Here is a 15,516-nt window from a genome sequence, read left to right on the forward strand (position 1 = left end):
TCTATTTCCGGCGGAACGCATCGATACTGACGACGGTCGAGCCCTGCTCGTCGCCGGCGGCCTTGGGCGTTTCGGCCTCTGGCTCTGCCTCGGTCGCATCTTCAGACCCGGCTGGACCGACCACGTCCTGCCCGCTGGCGGTAATGTCCTTCTCGAAGGAGAGGCCGAAATTCACCGCCGGGTCCACAAAGCGCGTCATCGCCGCATAGGGGATTGAAAGGTGCTGGGGCACGCCGCTGAATTTCAGGATCAGCTCAAAATGGCCTTCGTGAACTTCCAGGTCCCAGAACTGGTGCTGGATCACGATGGTCATTTCGTCTGGAAACCGCTCGACAAGATGCTCGGCCATTTTCACGCCGGGCGCCTTTGTGCGGAAGCTGATATAGAAGTGATGCTCACCAGGAGCAGCGCCATTGGAAGCGGTCTGGCGCAGCGCCTCGCGGACCACGCCGCGCATGGCTGCCTGTGTCAGAGCTTCATAGCCGATATAGTCGGTCATCCCAAAATCCTTTGCCGGGGTCTGGTTTACCGATAAAAAATAAGCGTTCAACAAGCTTCGTCCATCAGGGGAAGCACATAAGCGGACTTCGCGCGCAGTCTCTGGCCGCGAAGTCCGCTGAAAACGCCAAAAAAAGCTGAAGGGGCCGGTCTGGCTAGCCGGTCTGTTCCCCGTCGGAGGCGACCGTCTCGTCCTTGCGGCGGGTATTGGTCACGGCGGTGATGAGGCCGATACCGGCAAGGATGACGGCGCCGATGGCGACCCACTGGCCGGGCACACCGAGCGCGACTGCGGCCCAGATGACCCCGCCCAGCAGGATCATGAAACCGATCGTATAGATTGCGAATGATGACATGTGTCTCTCCGTTTTAGCCTGTAACGCCAGAACAAAGCAGAGCGTTCCCAGTACAGGGCGCAGTCATTCAAGAATCGCGTGGCTTTTCAGAGAGATAAGGTGGAGGCTTCTGTTGCCAGGCGCCTCCGGGCCCCGCCTAAGGCGCTGAAGCCCTAGGAGTTAAGTTCGGAAAACCGAGCGCAGACTAGGCTGCGAGCAGTTCGCCTTCAGCAAAGTTGTCGTTTGCAACTATTGTTGAGTGAGCTTCTAACGGAGCTCATCCGGGCGAAGGCATCGTCTTTACACGTCCGTCGATCCTGTTTCGCCCCCAAAGCCATCCCGCTGAAGGAAGGGAAATTGGTGGAGGCGCCGGGTACCGCCCCCGGGTCCGAACCGCTTATTGCACGCGCGTTTATCGCCATAGTCCCCGAAGGGACGAGTTAGATATAGGCCACCGCGCGCCCTGTTAAAAGGGGGGTTAAAGGGTCAGTCGCAGATCGGAGATGGAGCTTGCGATGGACTGGTAGGCATCCTGCAGCTCCTGGCCGCTTTCGGCGCGGAAGAAATAGTCGCTGCCGCTTGAGCAGTACTGAAGCACATCACGGCCTGATTCGGGGGCCTGAAAGGCAACCGAATAAATGCGGATACCGGCCGCCTTGGCGCCGTCGCAAAGCTGTTGGGCCTGCCAGGGGGAGCTGCCATTCGAGCTGTCGCCAACCGCGTTGAATTCGCCGTCGGTCATCAGGATGAGCGCCTTTGCGCTGTCGGGCTCATCATAGGCAAGGGGTGCGGAGGCGGCCGGAAAGACAGAGGCCCAGTTAGGGGAGACCGTGTACCAGCCCCAGGCCACGCCAAGATGGCCTGCCGTGTTGCCACCCGCCCTCAGCGCTGTGATGTAGTCATAAAGCGGCTGGCGCGAACTGGTCAGTGCAAGCGGCTCATGGCCGCTGCAGTCATTTCTTCGGCGTGCATCGGCCGCTTCGACATACTGGCCAGGGCCGGGGGCAGCATCTGTGAACGCTTCGGCCCCTTCGCGCTCAAACACGCAGGTGCTGTCATAATAGAAGGTGTGCCAGCTGCCATCGCGGTAATAATCGACGCTCTGTTCGCTGGAATGGCCCGTCGCGGCCTCGAAATAGTTGCCCGCATTGAAAGCGCTATTATAGGCCACCATGGACAGGCGGACGTCATTTTCCCGTCCCGGTTTTGGATCTTCCACGAGCAGGGCATCGACGGCATCGCGCGCCGCGGTCTTGAGGTCGGAAATACGTGAGCCGTCCATTGAGCCGGATACATCGAAGACGAAAGCGACATCGACCTTGCCGATGCCATAGGTGGTGGCCGATTCCATGCCGAAGGCGAATTTGTTGATGTCCGCGATCCGGGCGAGATAGGTCTGCATCTCGCAATCTGTCCGCGCCTTGATGTCGGTCTCATTGATGGCGATGATCGGGGCTGTGCAGGTGAGGGGAAACGGGCCGTTGGAGATAAGCGCGTCGAAATAGGTGCGCACGATCTGTTCGACCTCGGCCTGGGTCGCGCCCTCCTGATAGGCGCGAGTGCCGGCGATCACGGCCGAATCGATGCTGCTCTGGGCCCGCGACTTGTTGGTGGTCAGCACCTGAAAGTCGATTGCGAAACCGGCGATGAGGAGAATCGGGAAGATCGCGAGTGCAAACAGGATCGCGACCTGGCCCTCTTCGCTGGCCTGAAGGCGGCCTGTCTGTGTGAACTTCATACGCGTCGCCGGAAAAATCGAGAATTACCCGGCTCAATCATGGGCAAAACGCGTTTCGGCAGGCTTGAGGCTTCCGGCAAAATTGGAGATTTGCCGGAAGCCTGTCATTAACCAGAAGGGTGCGGCCTAGCTCTTTATGCGCAGGTCGGAAATCGAGGTGGCGATGGACTGATAGCTCGCCTGAAGCTCGGCGCCGTTCGAGGCCTTGAAGGCGTGTTCCTCACTCGTCGCGCAATAGGCCAGCACCTCGGCACCGTCTTCCGGGGCCTGGAAGGCGACCGTGAAGATGACGACGTCTTCTTCCTTTATCTTGTCGCATAGCGCTTTGGCCTGCGCGGCCGAGCTACCCTGACCGGAGTGGTACTGGCGGTTAAACTCGCCATCGGTCATGATGATCATGGCCTTGGTCGTGTCCGGCTCATCATAGGGCAAAGGTTTTGCGTTATGGTCGAAAATATCGCCCCATTTCGGTGAGATGAGATACCAGCCCCAGGCAATACCCTGATGGCCGGCCGTGCCGCCACCATCCCGGAGGCTGTCAATGTAATGGTCTATCTGGGTGTGGTTGTGACTGAGCTCAAATGGCTCTTTAGCATTGCAGTTCGTATCTTTGGGGGTCCACAGCTTGCTGCCTTCGTCGAAGGTCGCATGGGCCTTCGCCGTCATGTAGCCGTCCGAATTGTTGGCATCGGTGCTGGCGCGGCGCTGGCCCTCCTGAAGCGTGTTGACCAAGTCCGGCGTAATGAGTTGCGTCGGCTGTTCGTCCTCAAACTTGTAAGTGCCCTCACGCTCATAGACGCAGGTCGAGTCGATAGGCAGAGAGGTGTAGGTAACGGTTGTGGTTGTGGTGACGTCCTTCTCCACCCACTTGCAATCTCTAACCCATTTCCAGCATCTGCCGAAGAACCAAAAATCACAGGTCGGTTCCGGGGCGCACACTTCTTCCTCTACCTTTTTTGTTGTTGTCACCGTGCGGTCTGTCGAATAGTACCGTCTCTTCTTCAAGCCTGTGACGCTCTCGAAGTATTTTCCGGCATCGATCACGTCGTTATAGGCCACCATCGCGATGCGCACATCGCCATCGCTTGAAGAGCCGGGTGCGGGAAGCAGGGTGGTCACGGCATCCTTGGCGGCGGCCTTGAGGTCATGAAGCCGGCCGTAATCCCCCATGGAGCCGGAGATGTCGAACACGAAGGACACGTCCAGTTTGCCGACGCCATAGGTCGCCGTGGAGACGATGTTGAAGTCGAGCCGCGCGCGGCCGAAAATCTGGCTGAGCGTTGTATCCTGATAGCATGAGCTGCTCGCGGCGATTTCATCATCGCCGGGATAGGTGACCTCCAGCGTCTCGCAGTGAAGGCCTGACCTGTCCGCGATCAGCGCGTTGAAATAGTCCCGCGCATGCGCGATCGCCTGGGTTTTGGAGTTTGAGGACTGCAGCATTCGTGCGCCGGCAAGCACCGCGGAGTCGGCGGCGTACTGGACGCGTTCTTTCTTGCCGAAGGCCAGCTGCGTATCGATGGTGAGACCGATAACGGCAAAGATCGGCAACAGGGCAAAGGCCCAGATGACAGCGACATTGCCCTTGCGATGGCGGAGAAACTGGCTGGCTCGGCTGGATCGCATTGAGGTCCCCTGAGGTGCGATAGGTCTGATCAAGCTGCCTGCTTACCGGGCCAGCGTTGAGGTGATGCTTTAATGGCTGGAGAGATTTCAAAGCGGGCGTTGATATCTCGTTAAGTTTTGCAGGACCGTTCCCACGCCATGGTCCCTCATCACGCGCAATTGTGTGGGGCAAATGAAGGTGGCTCTGGACTCGCGGCGGCGAGTCGTCATTGCTGTTTTGCATGCGCCAGTATCTTAACCTGCTTTCCGATGTGCTCGAGAATGGTGTCGAGCGCGGTGACCGGACGGGCACCGGCACGCTGGGCGTGTTCGGCCGCCAGCTTCGCTTCGACCTTGAAAACAGTTTCCCGCTGCTCACCACGAAAAAGCTGCATCTGCGCTCGATCATCATCGAGCTTCTCTGGTTCCTGAAAGGCGATACGAACATCGCCTATCTGAAGGAAAACGGGGTGTCGATCTGGGATGAGTGGGCCGATGAGAATGGCGATCTCGGACCCGTCTATGGCAAGCAGTGGCGCTCCTGGGCGGCGCCGGACGGCCGGGTGATCGACCAGATCGAATGGGTGCTGAACGAGATCAGGACCAATCCGAACTCACGCCGTCTGGTCGTCTCGGCCTGGAATCCGGCGGACGTGAATGAAATGGCGCTGCCGCCCTGTCACTGCCTGTTCCAGTTCAATGTCATGGACGGCAAGCTGAACTGTCAGCTCTATCAGCGCTCGGCCGACATCTTCCTGGGGGTGCCGTTCAACATCGCCTCATATGCGCTGCTGACCCTCATGATGGCGCGCGCCACGGGGCTAAAGCCCGGCGACTTCGTGCACACCTTTGGCGATGCGCACCTTTATTCGAACCATATCGAGCAGGCGAAACTGCAGCTCACGCGTGAGCCGTTTGCCCCGCCAAAAATGGTCCTCAATCCGGAAAAGACGGATCTTTTCGGCTGGGAGTATGAGGATTTCGAACTGGTCGGCTATCAGGCGCACAAGCATATCAAGGCGCCTGTCGCCGTCTGATCGCGGCTAGCCGGCGGTCTGCTGCCAGGCAGTCCAGGCGTCTGCGGCGTACATGAGGGACGGCCCGCCGCCCATATAGACGCTGACCCCCAGCATTTCGGAAACTTCCTCATCCGTGGCGCCCAGCTTGCGCAGGGCTTGCGTGTGAAAGCCGATACAGGCATCGCACTGTTTCGCCACGCCGATGGCGAGCGCTATCAGTTCCTTGGTTTTCTTGTCGAGGGCGCCCTCGGTCATGGCCGCTTTCGAGATGCCGCCAAAGGCTTTCAGTACTTCGCCGGAATGTTGGCGAAGCCCGCCAATGCCGTCATTCACGGCTGCTGTGATTGCGCTGTAATCCTTTGGTCCGCCCGCCATGTCGTGGTCTCCTTTCTGCTGCAGGTCCTGCAGAGATCGGGCAAGAGAGGGCGGGCGGCCATAAGGATGACTACGGATGCGGGCGGTGTCCGCCCTAGCGCGGGGCCATCCGGATTGCGCCGTCGAGGCGGAAATTATGCCCGTTGAGATAGGTGTTGCGGGCAATCTCGCAGGCCAGCGACCCGAACTCTTCTGGCTTGCCGAGGCGTTTGGGGAAGGGGACGGAGGCGGCAAGGCTGTCGAGCACCTTGTCTGGCGCGCCCAGCATGAGCGGCGTCGCGAAAATGCCCGGCATTATCGAGTTCACACGGATGCCGATATCCATCATGTCGCGCGCCATGGGCAGGACGAGGCCATTCACGCCGGCCTTGCAGGACCCATAGATGACCTGTCCGATCTGGGCGTCCTGTGCGGCCACCGATGCCGTCAGCGTGATGGAGCCGCGCTCGCCATCCTCATGGAGCGGTTCGGAATTGGCCATGCCGAGCGCCGACATGGAGGCGATCCGGTAGGAAGAGACCAGAATGCCCTGCGCGCCGCGATCATATTGTTCGGTCGGCGTGCGCTTGTATTTCATCGTCTCCTTGTCGAAGGAAAGGGTCTTGCCGCGGCCAGATGTCATGGCGCAGTGGACGGTAATGCGCTCCTGGCCATGCGCCTCGCGGGCCTTGGCGAAGCCGGCTTCGCAGGACGCCTCATCGAGGATGTTCACATTGCAGAAGATACCGCCGATCTGTTTGGCGACCTCTTCGCCTTTTTCTTCCTGAATGTCGAAGATGGCGACCTTGACGCCTTGCGCGGCCAGTGCCTCAGCGGTGGCGCGGCCAAGGCCGGATGCGCCGCCTGTCACGACGGCGGGTGTGTCTGCTCCGAGTTTCATGTGAACTCCTCCCTCTCTTTTTTGTCCGAGTTTCTGTTTCTAGGCGCCGCCTCGAAGACAGGAAAGCGTGCCGCCGGGTCAGCTCTGGGCGAGGGCGGCGTTCATGCGGTCATCGTCATAGGGATCCACCTTCCCTTGCTTTTCGCGCTGGCGGATCCACCAGGAAATGATCACCGCGCCTGTCATCTTGCCGATGATGAAGACGAGCCAGTTGGCGAGATGCAGCATGTTGCCGGGCTCCTCGCCCAGCCGCATCTGGCGCGCAAGGTCGGCGCCATAGAGGAAGATCGTGGTGTCCACCGGGGCAGCGATGGCGCTGGACAGGAGGATCCGGGTCGACAGGCGGTACTTCGTAAAGGTGAAGATCAGCCAGTCGGTGAGTTCCGAAATGGCGAAGGCGATGCCGGAGGCCAGCGCGATGACCGGCCAAGCGTAAAAGAAGGACCAGGCAATCGCGAGCGCCATGACGATGAGCACCTTGTGGCCCATGCGGCGCTGGACGAAATCGCGGAAGACAAAGACGAGCCCTGTCACCACGGTGAGGGGATTCAGCTCCAGTCCGTGGGCAAAGGTCTGGCCGGGCGTGGCAAGTTCGATGTTCGGGACAATGCCAAAGGACCAGTTGAGGAAGGGGATCGTTGCGAAATAGACGAAAGCCCAGAACCGTCCGCTGGCGACCCAGATGATCGTGCTGGTGACAGCCAGTCCGGCGAGCACGGGCAGGAGAAGGCCGGGTTGCGCATTGGTCAGTGCAGATACGAGAGCGTTCCAGAGGGCCATCATCAGTTGAAACTACAGTTCCTTTCACAGACTCCGCATTGATCCAGAGACGTCTGGGGATAAAGACGAGCGGTTAGCCAGCTCGAACCGTCGCAAAGCGCGCCGAGAATGCAAGAGGAATATCGCGATGTTGGACGAGGTCACGTTGGCCATGATTGTTGCGCGGTCACGCAATGGCGCAATTGGCAAGGATGGCGGCCTTCCCTGGAAACTCTCGGACGATCTGAAGCTATTCAAACAGACCACGCTGGGCAAGCCGGTCATCATGGGCCGCAAGACCTGGGAAAGCCTGCCGCGCAAGCCGCTGCCCGATCGCCAGAATATCGTCCTGACGCGCCGGTGGGACTATGCCGCGCCGGGGGCGCGGGTCTATTCCAACATCAATGCTGCCATTGCCGCCGGACGGGCCATTGCGAGCAAGGAAAACGTCGACGAACTTTTTGTCATTGGCGGCCAGAGCCTTTTTGAGCGCGCCATGCTTCTGGCCGACCGGCTCTACATCACTGAGGTCGATACCAAGATCGACGGCGATGTCTTCTTCCCCGAGGACGAGCTGCACAAGTTCGAAGAAGTCCGCTCGACGTCCTATCCGGCAGATGAGCGCAATGAGTACGGCTTCACCTATCGCGTGCTCGAACGGGTCATGGACGGTGTGCCGAAGCGGGTCTGACAGGCCCGATCGGCAAGGGCCTTTCCGCTACGGTGCGGCTTGAACCGGCCGATCAGACGCGACACTCTCGCCCCGCATCAAGACAAGAAAATGCGGGAGAAGCGTCATGGAATATGAAGTCATCGCAGACGGGTTGCGGTTTCCGGAAGGCCCGGTCGTCATGTCCGACGGCTCGGTCATTGTCGTTGAGATCGAAAGCAAGAAGATCACCCGCTGCTGGCCCGGCGGCAAGCGCGAAACCGTGGCAGAGCCCGGCGGCGGCCCGAACGGTCTCGCCATAGGTCCGGACGGGAAACTCTGGTGCACCAATAATGGCGGCTTCATCTATCATGAGCGTGACGGCCTGCTGATCCCCGGCCATTGTCCGCCGGACTATTCGGGCGGGCGGATCGAGCGTATCGATCTTGAGACCGGAGAGGTCGAGGTCGTCGCCACAGAATTTGAGGGAAGGCCGCTCAAGGGTCCAAACGACCTTGTCTTCGACAAGGCTGGCAATCTCTATTTTACCGACCTTGGCAAATCCTATCCGACCCATCGCGATACAGGCGGCGTCTATTTCATGGCGGCCGGCTCCGACAAGGTGCAGGAGCTCGACTATAACCATATCTCGCCCAACGGGATCGGGCTCTCTCCCGATGAGGCCACGGTCTATTTCGCTGACACGATGTCGGCGCGCGTCTGGGCATTCGATCTGGAAAAGCCGGGCGTTGCGAAACAGGCGACGCCCTTTTCCACCGGCCGCGTCGTCGCGGGCATGCCCGATCTTCGCTATTTTGACAGCCTTGCCATCTCAGCGGCTGGCAATGTCTGTGTGGCGACCATACTGCGGGGCGGTATCACCACGGTGCAGCCCGATGGTCAGCATTCGCACACCGCCTTCCCGGACCCGTTCGTGACCAATATCGCCTTTGGCGGCGAGGACATGAAGGACGCTTACATCACGCTGTCGGGCACAGGCCAGCTTATCAAATGCCGCTGGCCTGAAGCCGGGTTGAAGCTGAACTTCAACGCCTGATGCCCGGGCGACTTTGATGCCGCTTCATACAAAGTCGGAAAAGCGCGGCGGCGCGCCCACTCCGTTATCGAGCCAGGCGAGCTTGGCCCGCAGAAACGCAAGCATTCCATCAATCTCCTGCTTGCGACGCTCCAGCTTTGCAATATGGCCGGTCAGGAGCTCCTCGGTGCGCGCGGGATTGTCCGGCTCCTTGCCATAGGCGTCGATCATGTCGCCAATCTCCGCGAGTGAGCTGCCGAGGGCCTGGTGAATGCCAATGATGCGGGTCAGGTCAACGTCATATTCGCTAAAGATCTGGTAGGGGCGTGAACCCCCTTTACGACCGCTCTCGGGATTGAGCAGGCCGCGCTTCACATAGAACCGAACCGTTTCGCGCGGCAGGCCGGTCCTTTTTGAAAACTCTGAAATCAGCATGCGCTTTCCCTTTGACTGTGTACTGCACTCCACACTTATAGGCTGTGTTCGTCAAAAAGATGGAGACAGAAATGACGAACACTACCACCCAGCTTCCCGGCATTCCGCTTGGCTCCGGCGGTCCAATTGTCGGCGCCCAAGGGCTCGGCTGTATGGGCATGAGCGAATTTTACGGTGACGCCGATCCGTTGGAATCACGGGCGACGCTTGACCTCGCTCTGGAGCTTGGCGTCACGCTTTTCGACACGGCAGACATGTACGGCGTTGGCGAGAATGAGAGCTTTCTCTCTCCGTTTTTATCCGCGAACCGCGACCGGGTATTTATCGCGACGAAGTTCGGCTTCTTACGTACGCCCGAAACCCCGGATGACTGGAGCGTGACCAATGATCCTTCGCACATCAGACGGGCCATAGAGGGATCGCTTGCGCGATTGGGGGTCGGTACGATCGACCTCTATTATATGCACCGCCGCGACCCATCTATCCCGTTGGCCGAATCAGTCGGCGCCATGTCCGATCTTGTACATGAAGGAAAGGTAAGGTCGCTCGGCCTTTGTGAGGTAAGCGCTGAAGAACTGACGGAGGCGCATGCTATTCACCCTATAGCAGCGCTACAGTCCGAATGGTCCGTCTTTTCACGCGATATTGAGGCCGATGTGGCTCCGGCGGCGGCAAGGCTTGGGGTAACCGTCGTGCCCTACGCGCCGCTAGGCCGGGGTCTTCTCACCGGGAGGCTCACCTTGGCGCAAGATGATGCACGGCGGAACTTTCCGCGTTTTTCCGATGCGAACGTGGATACGAATTTGCACCTTGTCGGCGTCGTCAGGTCCATTGCCGACCGGCGCGGCGTTAGCCCGGCGCAGGTTGCGCTCGCCTGGCTGTACGGCAGAGCCGAGGTCTTTAACCTCACAGTGCTGCCTATTCCAGGCACACGTAAGCGCCGCCGCTTACGCGAAAATGTGGCTGCGGCTTCCCTGGTGCTTTCTGATGAAGAGACCACCGAGCTCGATCAGCTTGCCAGCCAAGTGCAGGGTGAGCGGGCGTGAGGCCTACTCCTCAAAGATGATTTTCGGCGGGGCCTTGGTCTGCAGGCTGTCCAGGTTCAGCGCAACGCTGCGGGCAATATCATGGAACAGCTCTGCCGGTTTGCCGGTGCCAGAGGCTGCGGGTGTCCCTGCATCCCCGCCCTCGCGGATTTCCTGAAGGATGGGAAGCTGGCCCAGCAGCGGCAGGCCGAGGGCATCGGCAGTGCGCCGGCCCCCGCCTTCGCCCATGAGGTGGTGACGGTTGCCGGCCGGGTCCTCGAACCAGCTCATCGTCTCAACAATGCCAAGCACCGGAACAGCCGTCTTGGCGAACATGGCGGCGCCGCGCCGCACGTCTGACAGGGCGACTTCCTGCGGTGTCGTCACCAGAAGCGCTGCCGTGACGGGTACGCGCTGGGCGATTGCAAGCTGGGCGTCGCCGGTGCCGGGCGGCGTATCGATGATGAGAAGGTCCAGCGGATCGTCCGGCGTGCCCCAGACGGCATCGTTCAGCATCTGGGTGATCGCCGACATGACGATCGGTCCGCGCCAGATCATCGGGGCGTCGGGATCCGAGAGATAGCCGATGGAGAGGGACCGGATGCCATGCGCTTCAACGGGTATCAGCTTGCCATTGGCGTCCGTTTCGGGGGATGCGTCGCCGGTGCCCAGCATGGTGGGCGCGCTCGGCCCGTAAATGTCGGCGTCAAGAAGTCCGGTCTTGAGGCCCTGTTTGGCGAAGGCGGCGGCGAGATTGACTGCCACGGTGGACTTGCCGACCCCGCCCTTGGCGCTGGCGACCACAAGGATGCGCGAAATACCCGGTATCCTGTCTGTGGGCGCCTGGCCGGGCTGGCCCTGGCTGATCGCTTCGTCAGAAAGACGCGCGCCTTTGGAGACCCGGCGGTGGCCGGGTTTCGGCGGCGGGGGCGGGGCAGGCGATTGCGGCGGGCTGCTGCCTGCGGGGCGTTCGGCGGTGAGCATGGCGCGCACATCCGTAACGCCGTCAACATTCATCACACGGGCTTCCGCCTCAATGCGGCGCGTCTCCGAGGCTTCAAGGTCCTCCGGGTCGCCGTCGAGGATCAAAGTGACCGCGCCGCCCTCGCGTATGCGGACGCCCTGAAGCCAGTCGGGATTAGCCAGCGCGTCCCGAATACGCGTTTCCAGATTGCCAGATTGTCGCTGTTTACGCCGAAACATGCGGCCACCTCCTTGATGCGCGGTGTCTGGGATGCACATATTCCCGCAACGCCTATATGGCCATAGACGAACAGTCGTGAAGGAGGGGCGATGCCCTGGAATGAAAACAAGGACGGCGAGGGATCGTCCAAAGGCAGCAGCCCCTGGGGATCTCAGGGAAAGAAGGCTGACTCGCCATGGTCCCGTCCCGGCGGTTCCGGTGGCGGTAATGGATCCGGCAGCGGCGGCGGTGGCAACCGTCCCGACCTGGAAGAGCAAATGCGCCGCATGCAGGAACGGTTCCGGCGCGGACGCGGAAATGGCGGCGGTGGCCGCCGTGGCGGCGGCGGGCAGAATTTCGGCCCGTTCGGCTTCATCGTTATCGGGTTTGTCGCCCTGCTTGCCTGGCTCTTTACCGGCGTCGTGGTCGTTGACGAAGGCGAGACGGCTGCGGTCTTCCGGTTTGGCCAGTGGCAGAAGAATTTCGGCCCGGGTCTGCATGTCCACCTGCCGACCCCGATCGAGAGCCATGAAATCATGCCGTCGCAGCAGCAGCAGGTGACTGAAGTCGGCTCGAACGAGGATGAAAGCCTGATGCTGACCGGCGACGAGAATATCGTCGAGGTGCAGTACCGCGTCTTCTGGTACTATGATCAGGACGACCCGGAGAATTTCATCCTCAACGTCGATGATGGCTATGACCTTGTGAAAGCTGCAGCCGAATCGGTGATGCGCGAAGTGGTCGGCAAATCAAACCTTGACGATGTCATCACGACGGGCCGTAACGAGCTGCAGGCGCAGGTGCGCGAACAGCTGCAGGCGCTGCTCAATGATTATCGCGCGGGTGTCCAGGTTCTCAACGTGGAGATCCAGGAAGCCCAGGCCCCGGCTGAAGTGCGCGACGCGTTTATCGATGTGGTCAATGCCGGCCAGGACGCCGAACGGGCTGTCCAGGTCGCCAACCGCTATGCAAACGACATCATTCCGCGCGCCCGTGGTGAGGCCCAGCAGATCCTGCAGGATGCCGAAGCCTATCGCGAGCAGGTGATTGCCGATGCGACCGGTCAGGCCAACCGCTTCACGCAGATCCTGACCGAGTACCAGCAGGCCCCGCAGGTCACGCGCGAGCGCATGTACCTTGAGTCCATGGAGCGGGTGCTCAATCGCAGCGACAAGCTCATTCTCGACAATGAAGCCGGTGCGGTGCCTTACCTGCCGCTCGACAGCGTCAATCGCAGCAGAAACCAGGAGAACTAGGCCATGAAACCGATCGGTATTCTCGGAATCGTTGCAGCCGTTCTCGCTGCGATCGTTCTTTTCAATTCCTTCTTCATCGTCGACCAGCGCCGTCAGGCCCTGGTGCTTCAGGTCGGTGCGGCCGTTGAAGCCTATAATGAACCGGGCTCGGATGAAGCTGGCCTCAAGTTCAAACTGCCGCTGGTCCAGAACGTCGTCATGTATGACCGGCGTAATCTTGGGCTGAACGTACCGGGGATCGAGGCCTATGCCTCTAACCAGGAGCAGCTCATCGTAGATGCGTTTGTGCGCTGGCAGATTTCCGATCCGCTGGCCTTCTATCAGCGCCTCAGCACCGAGGCCAATGCCCGCCAGCAATTGCGCGACTTCACCGATGCGGCGATCCGGAACGCGCTGGCGACCCGTCTGCCCGAAGACATCATCTCCGGTCAGCGTTCGGAACTGATGGATGAAATCCGCCAGAACCTCGCGACGAATATTGCCGGCCGCGGCATCGAGATTATCGATGTCCGTATCCGCCGCGCCGACCTGCCGGACGATGTGTCCGAACGTGTCTTCCAGCGTATGGAAGCCACGCGTGAGCAGGAAGCAGAGGAAATCCGCGCCGAGGGCGACGAGCGGGCACGTCTTGTGCGCGCAACAGCCGAACGCGAGCGGACCGTTCTTCTCGCCGAAGCGCGCCAGGAGTCGGAAGAAATCCGCGGTGAAGGCGATGCGCGCCGGAACGAGATCTATGCCGACGCTTATGAGCGTGACCCGGAGTTCTTCCGTTTCTACCGCGCGCTCATCGCGTGCGAGGAAGCCATCACGGAAGACACACGCGTCGTGCTGGGCCCCAACCAGCTTGGCATCTGCAACGACTTCATCGACCAGGCCCGCGAGAGCGGTTCGGGAAGGTAGAGGCCGGAGCGGGCCCGGCCCGGTTGGAGGTTACCCGTCATGAGCTGGCAGGTTCTTCTCGCGGCGGTTGGTCTGTGGTTTGCGCTTGAGGGGCTGCTCTATGCCATTGCGCCGGAGACTATGCGGCGCATGGGGGAGTGGCTCTCGCGTATGCCGCTTGAGGCGGTGCGAAGCGGGGGGATCTGGTCGGCGATTCTGGGGCTGATCCTGTTCTATTGCGCTGTGCGCTTTGGTTGACGCGTTGCGTTATGCCTGCGAACCGCCATACTTGCGCTTTAGAGACGAAAATCCAGTGATGGAGTGTGGAGTATGAAACGCGTTGCGATGTCGGCCCTTACAGGGGTTGCTGGCGCCATTCTGTTGGCCAGCCCCGCGGCCGCGCAACGCTCGCAGCCTGCCGAGGCGGGCTCTCTTTCCGATACGGTCAGCAGGATCGACCAGCAGCGCGCGCCTGACTCATTCTCTTCGCTCGCGCGGCGCCTGATGCCATCGGTGGTGAACATCACGACCAGCCAGACAGTCGCGCCGGACGGGATGCCGGAGTTTCCCAATGGCTCCCCCCTGGAACGGTTCAACGAATTCTTCGGCCGCGACCCGGAAGGCTTTCGCCGTGAAGGCTCACTTGGCTCTGGTTTTGTCATCTCCGCCGACGGGGTGATCATCACCAATAATCACGTCATCGAGAATGCCGACGAGATCAATGTGGTCTTCGCGTCGGGGCGCACGCTTCAGGCCGAGCTTGTCGGCACCGATGTGGAAACCGATGTGGCCGTGCTGAAAGTCGTCAGCGACAGCCCGCTTCCCTTTGTCGAATTTGCCGACAGTGACGAAGCCGAGGTTGGCGACTGGGTCATGGCGATTGGCAACCCGTTCGGGTTTGGCGGGTCTGTGTCGGCCGGGATCATCTCGGCGCGTAACCGCGATATCCAGTCGGGACGCTATGACGACTTCATCCAGACGGACGCGGCGATCAACCGCGGCAATTCCGGCGGGCCGCTGTTTAATCTGAACGGTGAGGTGATCGGCGTGAACACAGCCATCATTTCGCCCACGGGCGGGTCTGTGGGGCTTGGCTTTTCCATTCCGGCCAATCTCGTCAAACAGGTGTCCAGCCAGATCCTTGAATATGGCAAGCCGCGCCGCGGCTGGTTCGGGGTCAATGTTCAGGGGATCGATGCGGGTCTTGCCGACGCCTATGGGCTGCAGGATGAGAAGGGCGTTATCGTCACCAATATCGAAGAGGGCGGCCCGGCCGCCGAGGCCGACTTCGAAGTTGGCGACCTTTTGCTGACCTTTGACGGCAAGATGATCGAAAATGTCCGGGGCCTCACCCGGATCGTCGCCGAGACCGAGATCGGCAAGCGTGTTGCGGTCGACCTCATACGCGATCGCAAGCGGCGCACGGTACGGTTTGAGGTGGGGGAGCTTGCCTCAAACAATGAGTCCGAGACGCGTGAGCCGCTGCCGGAAAATGCGCTGGCGCAGAACCCGCTGGGCGCGGAGCTCAAATCCATCGATGACGATGCGCGCCGGCGCTATGGCATTGCGCGCAGTGTCGAAGGGGTGCTGGTGAACTCCGTGGCGGCGAACGGGCCAAGCTTCGGCAAGCTGCGCAAGGGCGATGTCATCATCGAGATGGGATTTGAGCGGATCGCCTCCCTGCAGGATGCCTATGAGGCGCTGGAGCCCGGCAATGCGCCGGCAGGGGCGCCGCTTCTGGTGCGGGTCAGCCGCGCCGGACAAACCATGTTTTTTACCATCGATACTGAGCGATAGCCCTCGTTCAGGTGCCTGGTAAAGCGGCGCGGTCTCTGTGTCTTTAC

Annotated in this window: 17 protein-coding genes and 1 other RNA gene; 8 read left to right on the forward strand and 10 right to left on the reverse strand. The window is 60.7% G+C overall.

The window, feature by feature from the left end:
* Nucleotide 1: 1 nt before the first annotated feature.
* The 5 genes from ABNU55_RS01265 to ABNU55_RS01285 form a co-directional block, all read right to left on the reverse strand.
* Nucleotides 2-499, reverse strand: a complete 498-nt coding sequence (locus tag ABNU55_RS01265) for a ClpXP protease specificity-enhancing factor SspB (protein WP_290753361.1) — start codon at nucleotides 497-499, stop codon at nucleotides 2-4.
* Between the two features lie 154 nt (nucleotides 500-653).
* On the reverse strand, nucleotides 654-854 hold the full coding sequence (locus ABNU55_RS01270) for a hypothetical protein (protein ID WP_290753364.1): 201 nt from the start codon (nucleotides 852-854) through the stop codon (nucleotides 654-656).
* Nucleotides 855-952: 98 nt separating this feature from the next.
* Nucleotides 953-1,309, reverse strand: a transfer-messenger RNA (tmRNA) gene (gene ssrA / locus ABNU55_RS01275).
* 2 nt (nucleotides 1,310-1,311) lie between these two features.
* The gene (locus ABNU55_RS01280; protein ID WP_290753366.1) at nucleotides 1,312-2,571 is read right to left on the reverse strand and encodes a pilus assembly protein TadG-related protein; all 1,260 of its coding nucleotides are present in this window, start codon (nucleotides 2,569-2,571) and stop codon (nucleotides 1,312-1,314) included.
* A 126-nt stretch (nucleotides 2,572-2,697) separates the two neighbouring features.
* The gene (locus ABNU55_RS01285) at nucleotides 2,698-4,197 is read right to left on the reverse strand and encodes a pilus assembly protein TadG-related protein (protein WP_290753370.1); all 1,500 of its coding nucleotides are present in this window, start codon (nucleotides 4,195-4,197) and stop codon (nucleotides 2,698-2,700) included.
* A gap of 221 nt (nucleotides 4,198-4,418) precedes the next feature.
* Between ABNU55_RS01285 and ABNU55_RS01290 the strand changes: the two genes are divergently transcribed.
* Nucleotides 4,419-5,213: a thymidylate synthase gene (locus ABNU55_RS01290; protein ID WP_290753373.1), complete on the forward strand. Its 795-nt coding sequence runs from the start codon at nucleotides 4,419-4,421 to the stop codon at nucleotides 5,211-5,213.
* 6 nt (nucleotides 5,214-5,219) lie between these two features.
* Here ABNU55_RS01290 and ABNU55_RS01295 read toward each other — a convergent pair whose 3' ends face one another.
* From ABNU55_RS01295 to ABNU55_RS01305, 3 genes are all read right to left on the reverse strand, one after another.
* Entirely contained in the window at nucleotides 5,220-5,570 is a 351-nt protein-coding gene (locus ABNU55_RS01295) for a carboxymuconolactone decarboxylase family protein (RefSeq protein WP_290753376.1), read from the reverse strand.
* 94 nt (nucleotides 5,571-5,664) lie between these two features.
* Nucleotides 5,665-6,450 (reverse strand): SDR family oxidoreductase, encoded by a 786-nt coding sequence (locus ABNU55_RS01300; RefSeq protein WP_290753377.1) that lies wholly within the window; start codon nucleotides 6,448-6,450, stop codon nucleotides 5,665-5,667.
* Nucleotides 6,451-6,528: 78 nt separating this feature from the next.
* Nucleotides 6,529-7,233, reverse strand: coding sequence for a VUT family protein (locus ABNU55_RS01305; protein ID WP_290753379.1), 705 nt, complete (start codon nucleotides 7,231-7,233; stop codon nucleotides 6,529-6,531).
* 124 nt (nucleotides 7,234-7,357) lie between these two features.
* Here ABNU55_RS01305 and ABNU55_RS01310 point away from each other — a divergent pair, with 124 nt between their 5' ends.
* Both ABNU55_RS01310 and ABNU55_RS01315 read left to right on the forward strand, forming a co-directional pair.
* Complete coding sequence (locus tag ABNU55_RS01310) at nucleotides 7,358-7,900, forward strand: dihydrofolate reductase (protein ID WP_290753382.1); 543 nt, start codon at nucleotides 7,358-7,360, stop codon at nucleotides 7,898-7,900.
* A gap of 106 nt (nucleotides 7,901-8,006) precedes the next feature.
* Complete coding sequence (locus ABNU55_RS01315; RefSeq protein WP_290759708.1) at nucleotides 8,007-8,915, forward strand: SMP-30/gluconolactonase/LRE family protein; 909 nt, start codon at nucleotides 8,007-8,009, stop codon at nucleotides 8,913-8,915.
* Between the two features lie 24 nt (nucleotides 8,916-8,939).
* Here the strand turns inward: ABNU55_RS01315 and ABNU55_RS01320 are convergent, their stop codons facing one another.
* Nucleotides 8,940-9,329, reverse strand: coding sequence for a MerR family transcriptional regulator (locus ABNU55_RS01320; protein ID WP_290753388.1), 390 nt, complete (start codon nucleotides 9,327-9,329; stop codon nucleotides 8,940-8,942).
* A 71-nt stretch (nucleotides 9,330-9,400) separates the two neighbouring features.
* Here ABNU55_RS01320 and ABNU55_RS01325 point away from each other — a divergent pair, with 71 nt between their 5' ends.
* On the forward strand, nucleotides 9,401-10,375 hold the full coding sequence (locus tag ABNU55_RS01325) for an aldo/keto reductase (RefSeq protein ID WP_290753390.1): 975 nt from the start codon (nucleotides 9,401-9,403) through the stop codon (nucleotides 10,373-10,375).
* A gap of 3 nt (nucleotides 10,376-10,378) precedes the next feature.
* On the opposite strand, the gene ABNU55_RS01330 is transcribed toward ABNU55_RS01325, so the two are convergent.
* Nucleotides 10,379-11,557, reverse strand: a complete 1,179-nt coding sequence (locus ABNU55_RS01330; RefSeq protein ID WP_290753392.1) for an Mrp/NBP35 family ATP-binding protein — start codon at nucleotides 11,555-11,557, stop codon at nucleotides 10,379-10,381.
* Between the two features lie 258 nt (nucleotides 11,558-11,815).
* On the opposite strand from ABNU55_RS01330, the gene hflK reads away from it, so the two are divergent.
* From hflK to ABNU55_RS01350, 4 genes are all read left to right on the forward strand, one after another.
* The gene (gene hflK / locus ABNU55_RS01335) at nucleotides 11,816-12,793 is read left to right on the forward strand and encodes an FtsH protease activity modulator HflK (RefSeq protein WP_290753394.1); all 978 of its coding nucleotides are present in this window, start codon (nucleotides 11,816-11,818) and stop codon (nucleotides 12,791-12,793) included.
* Nucleotides 12,794-12,796: 3 nt separating this feature from the next.
* Nucleotides 12,797-13,693 carry a protease modulator HflC gene (locus ABNU55_RS01340; RefSeq protein WP_290753396.1) on the forward strand — a complete coding sequence of 299 codons (897 nt, stop codon included), beginning with the start codon at nucleotides 12,797-12,799 and terminating at the stop codon, nucleotides 13,691-13,693.
* Between the two features lie 39 nt (nucleotides 13,694-13,732).
* On the forward strand, nucleotides 13,733-13,930 hold the full coding sequence (locus tag ABNU55_RS01345) for a DUF2065 domain-containing protein (RefSeq protein WP_290753399.1): 198 nt from the start codon (nucleotides 13,733-13,735) through the stop codon (nucleotides 13,928-13,930).
* 72 nt (nucleotides 13,931-14,002) lie between these two features.
* Entirely contained in the window at nucleotides 14,003-15,469 is a 1,467-nt protein-coding gene (locus ABNU55_RS01350; RefSeq protein ID WP_290759702.1) for a Do family serine endopeptidase, read from the forward strand.
* The last annotated feature ends 47 nt before the right edge of the window (nucleotides 15,470-15,516 follow it).

Source organism: uncultured Henriciella sp. (assembly GCF_964005855.1).
GTDB lineage: Bacteria > Pseudomonadota > Alphaproteobacteria > Caulobacterales > Hyphomonadaceae > Henriciella.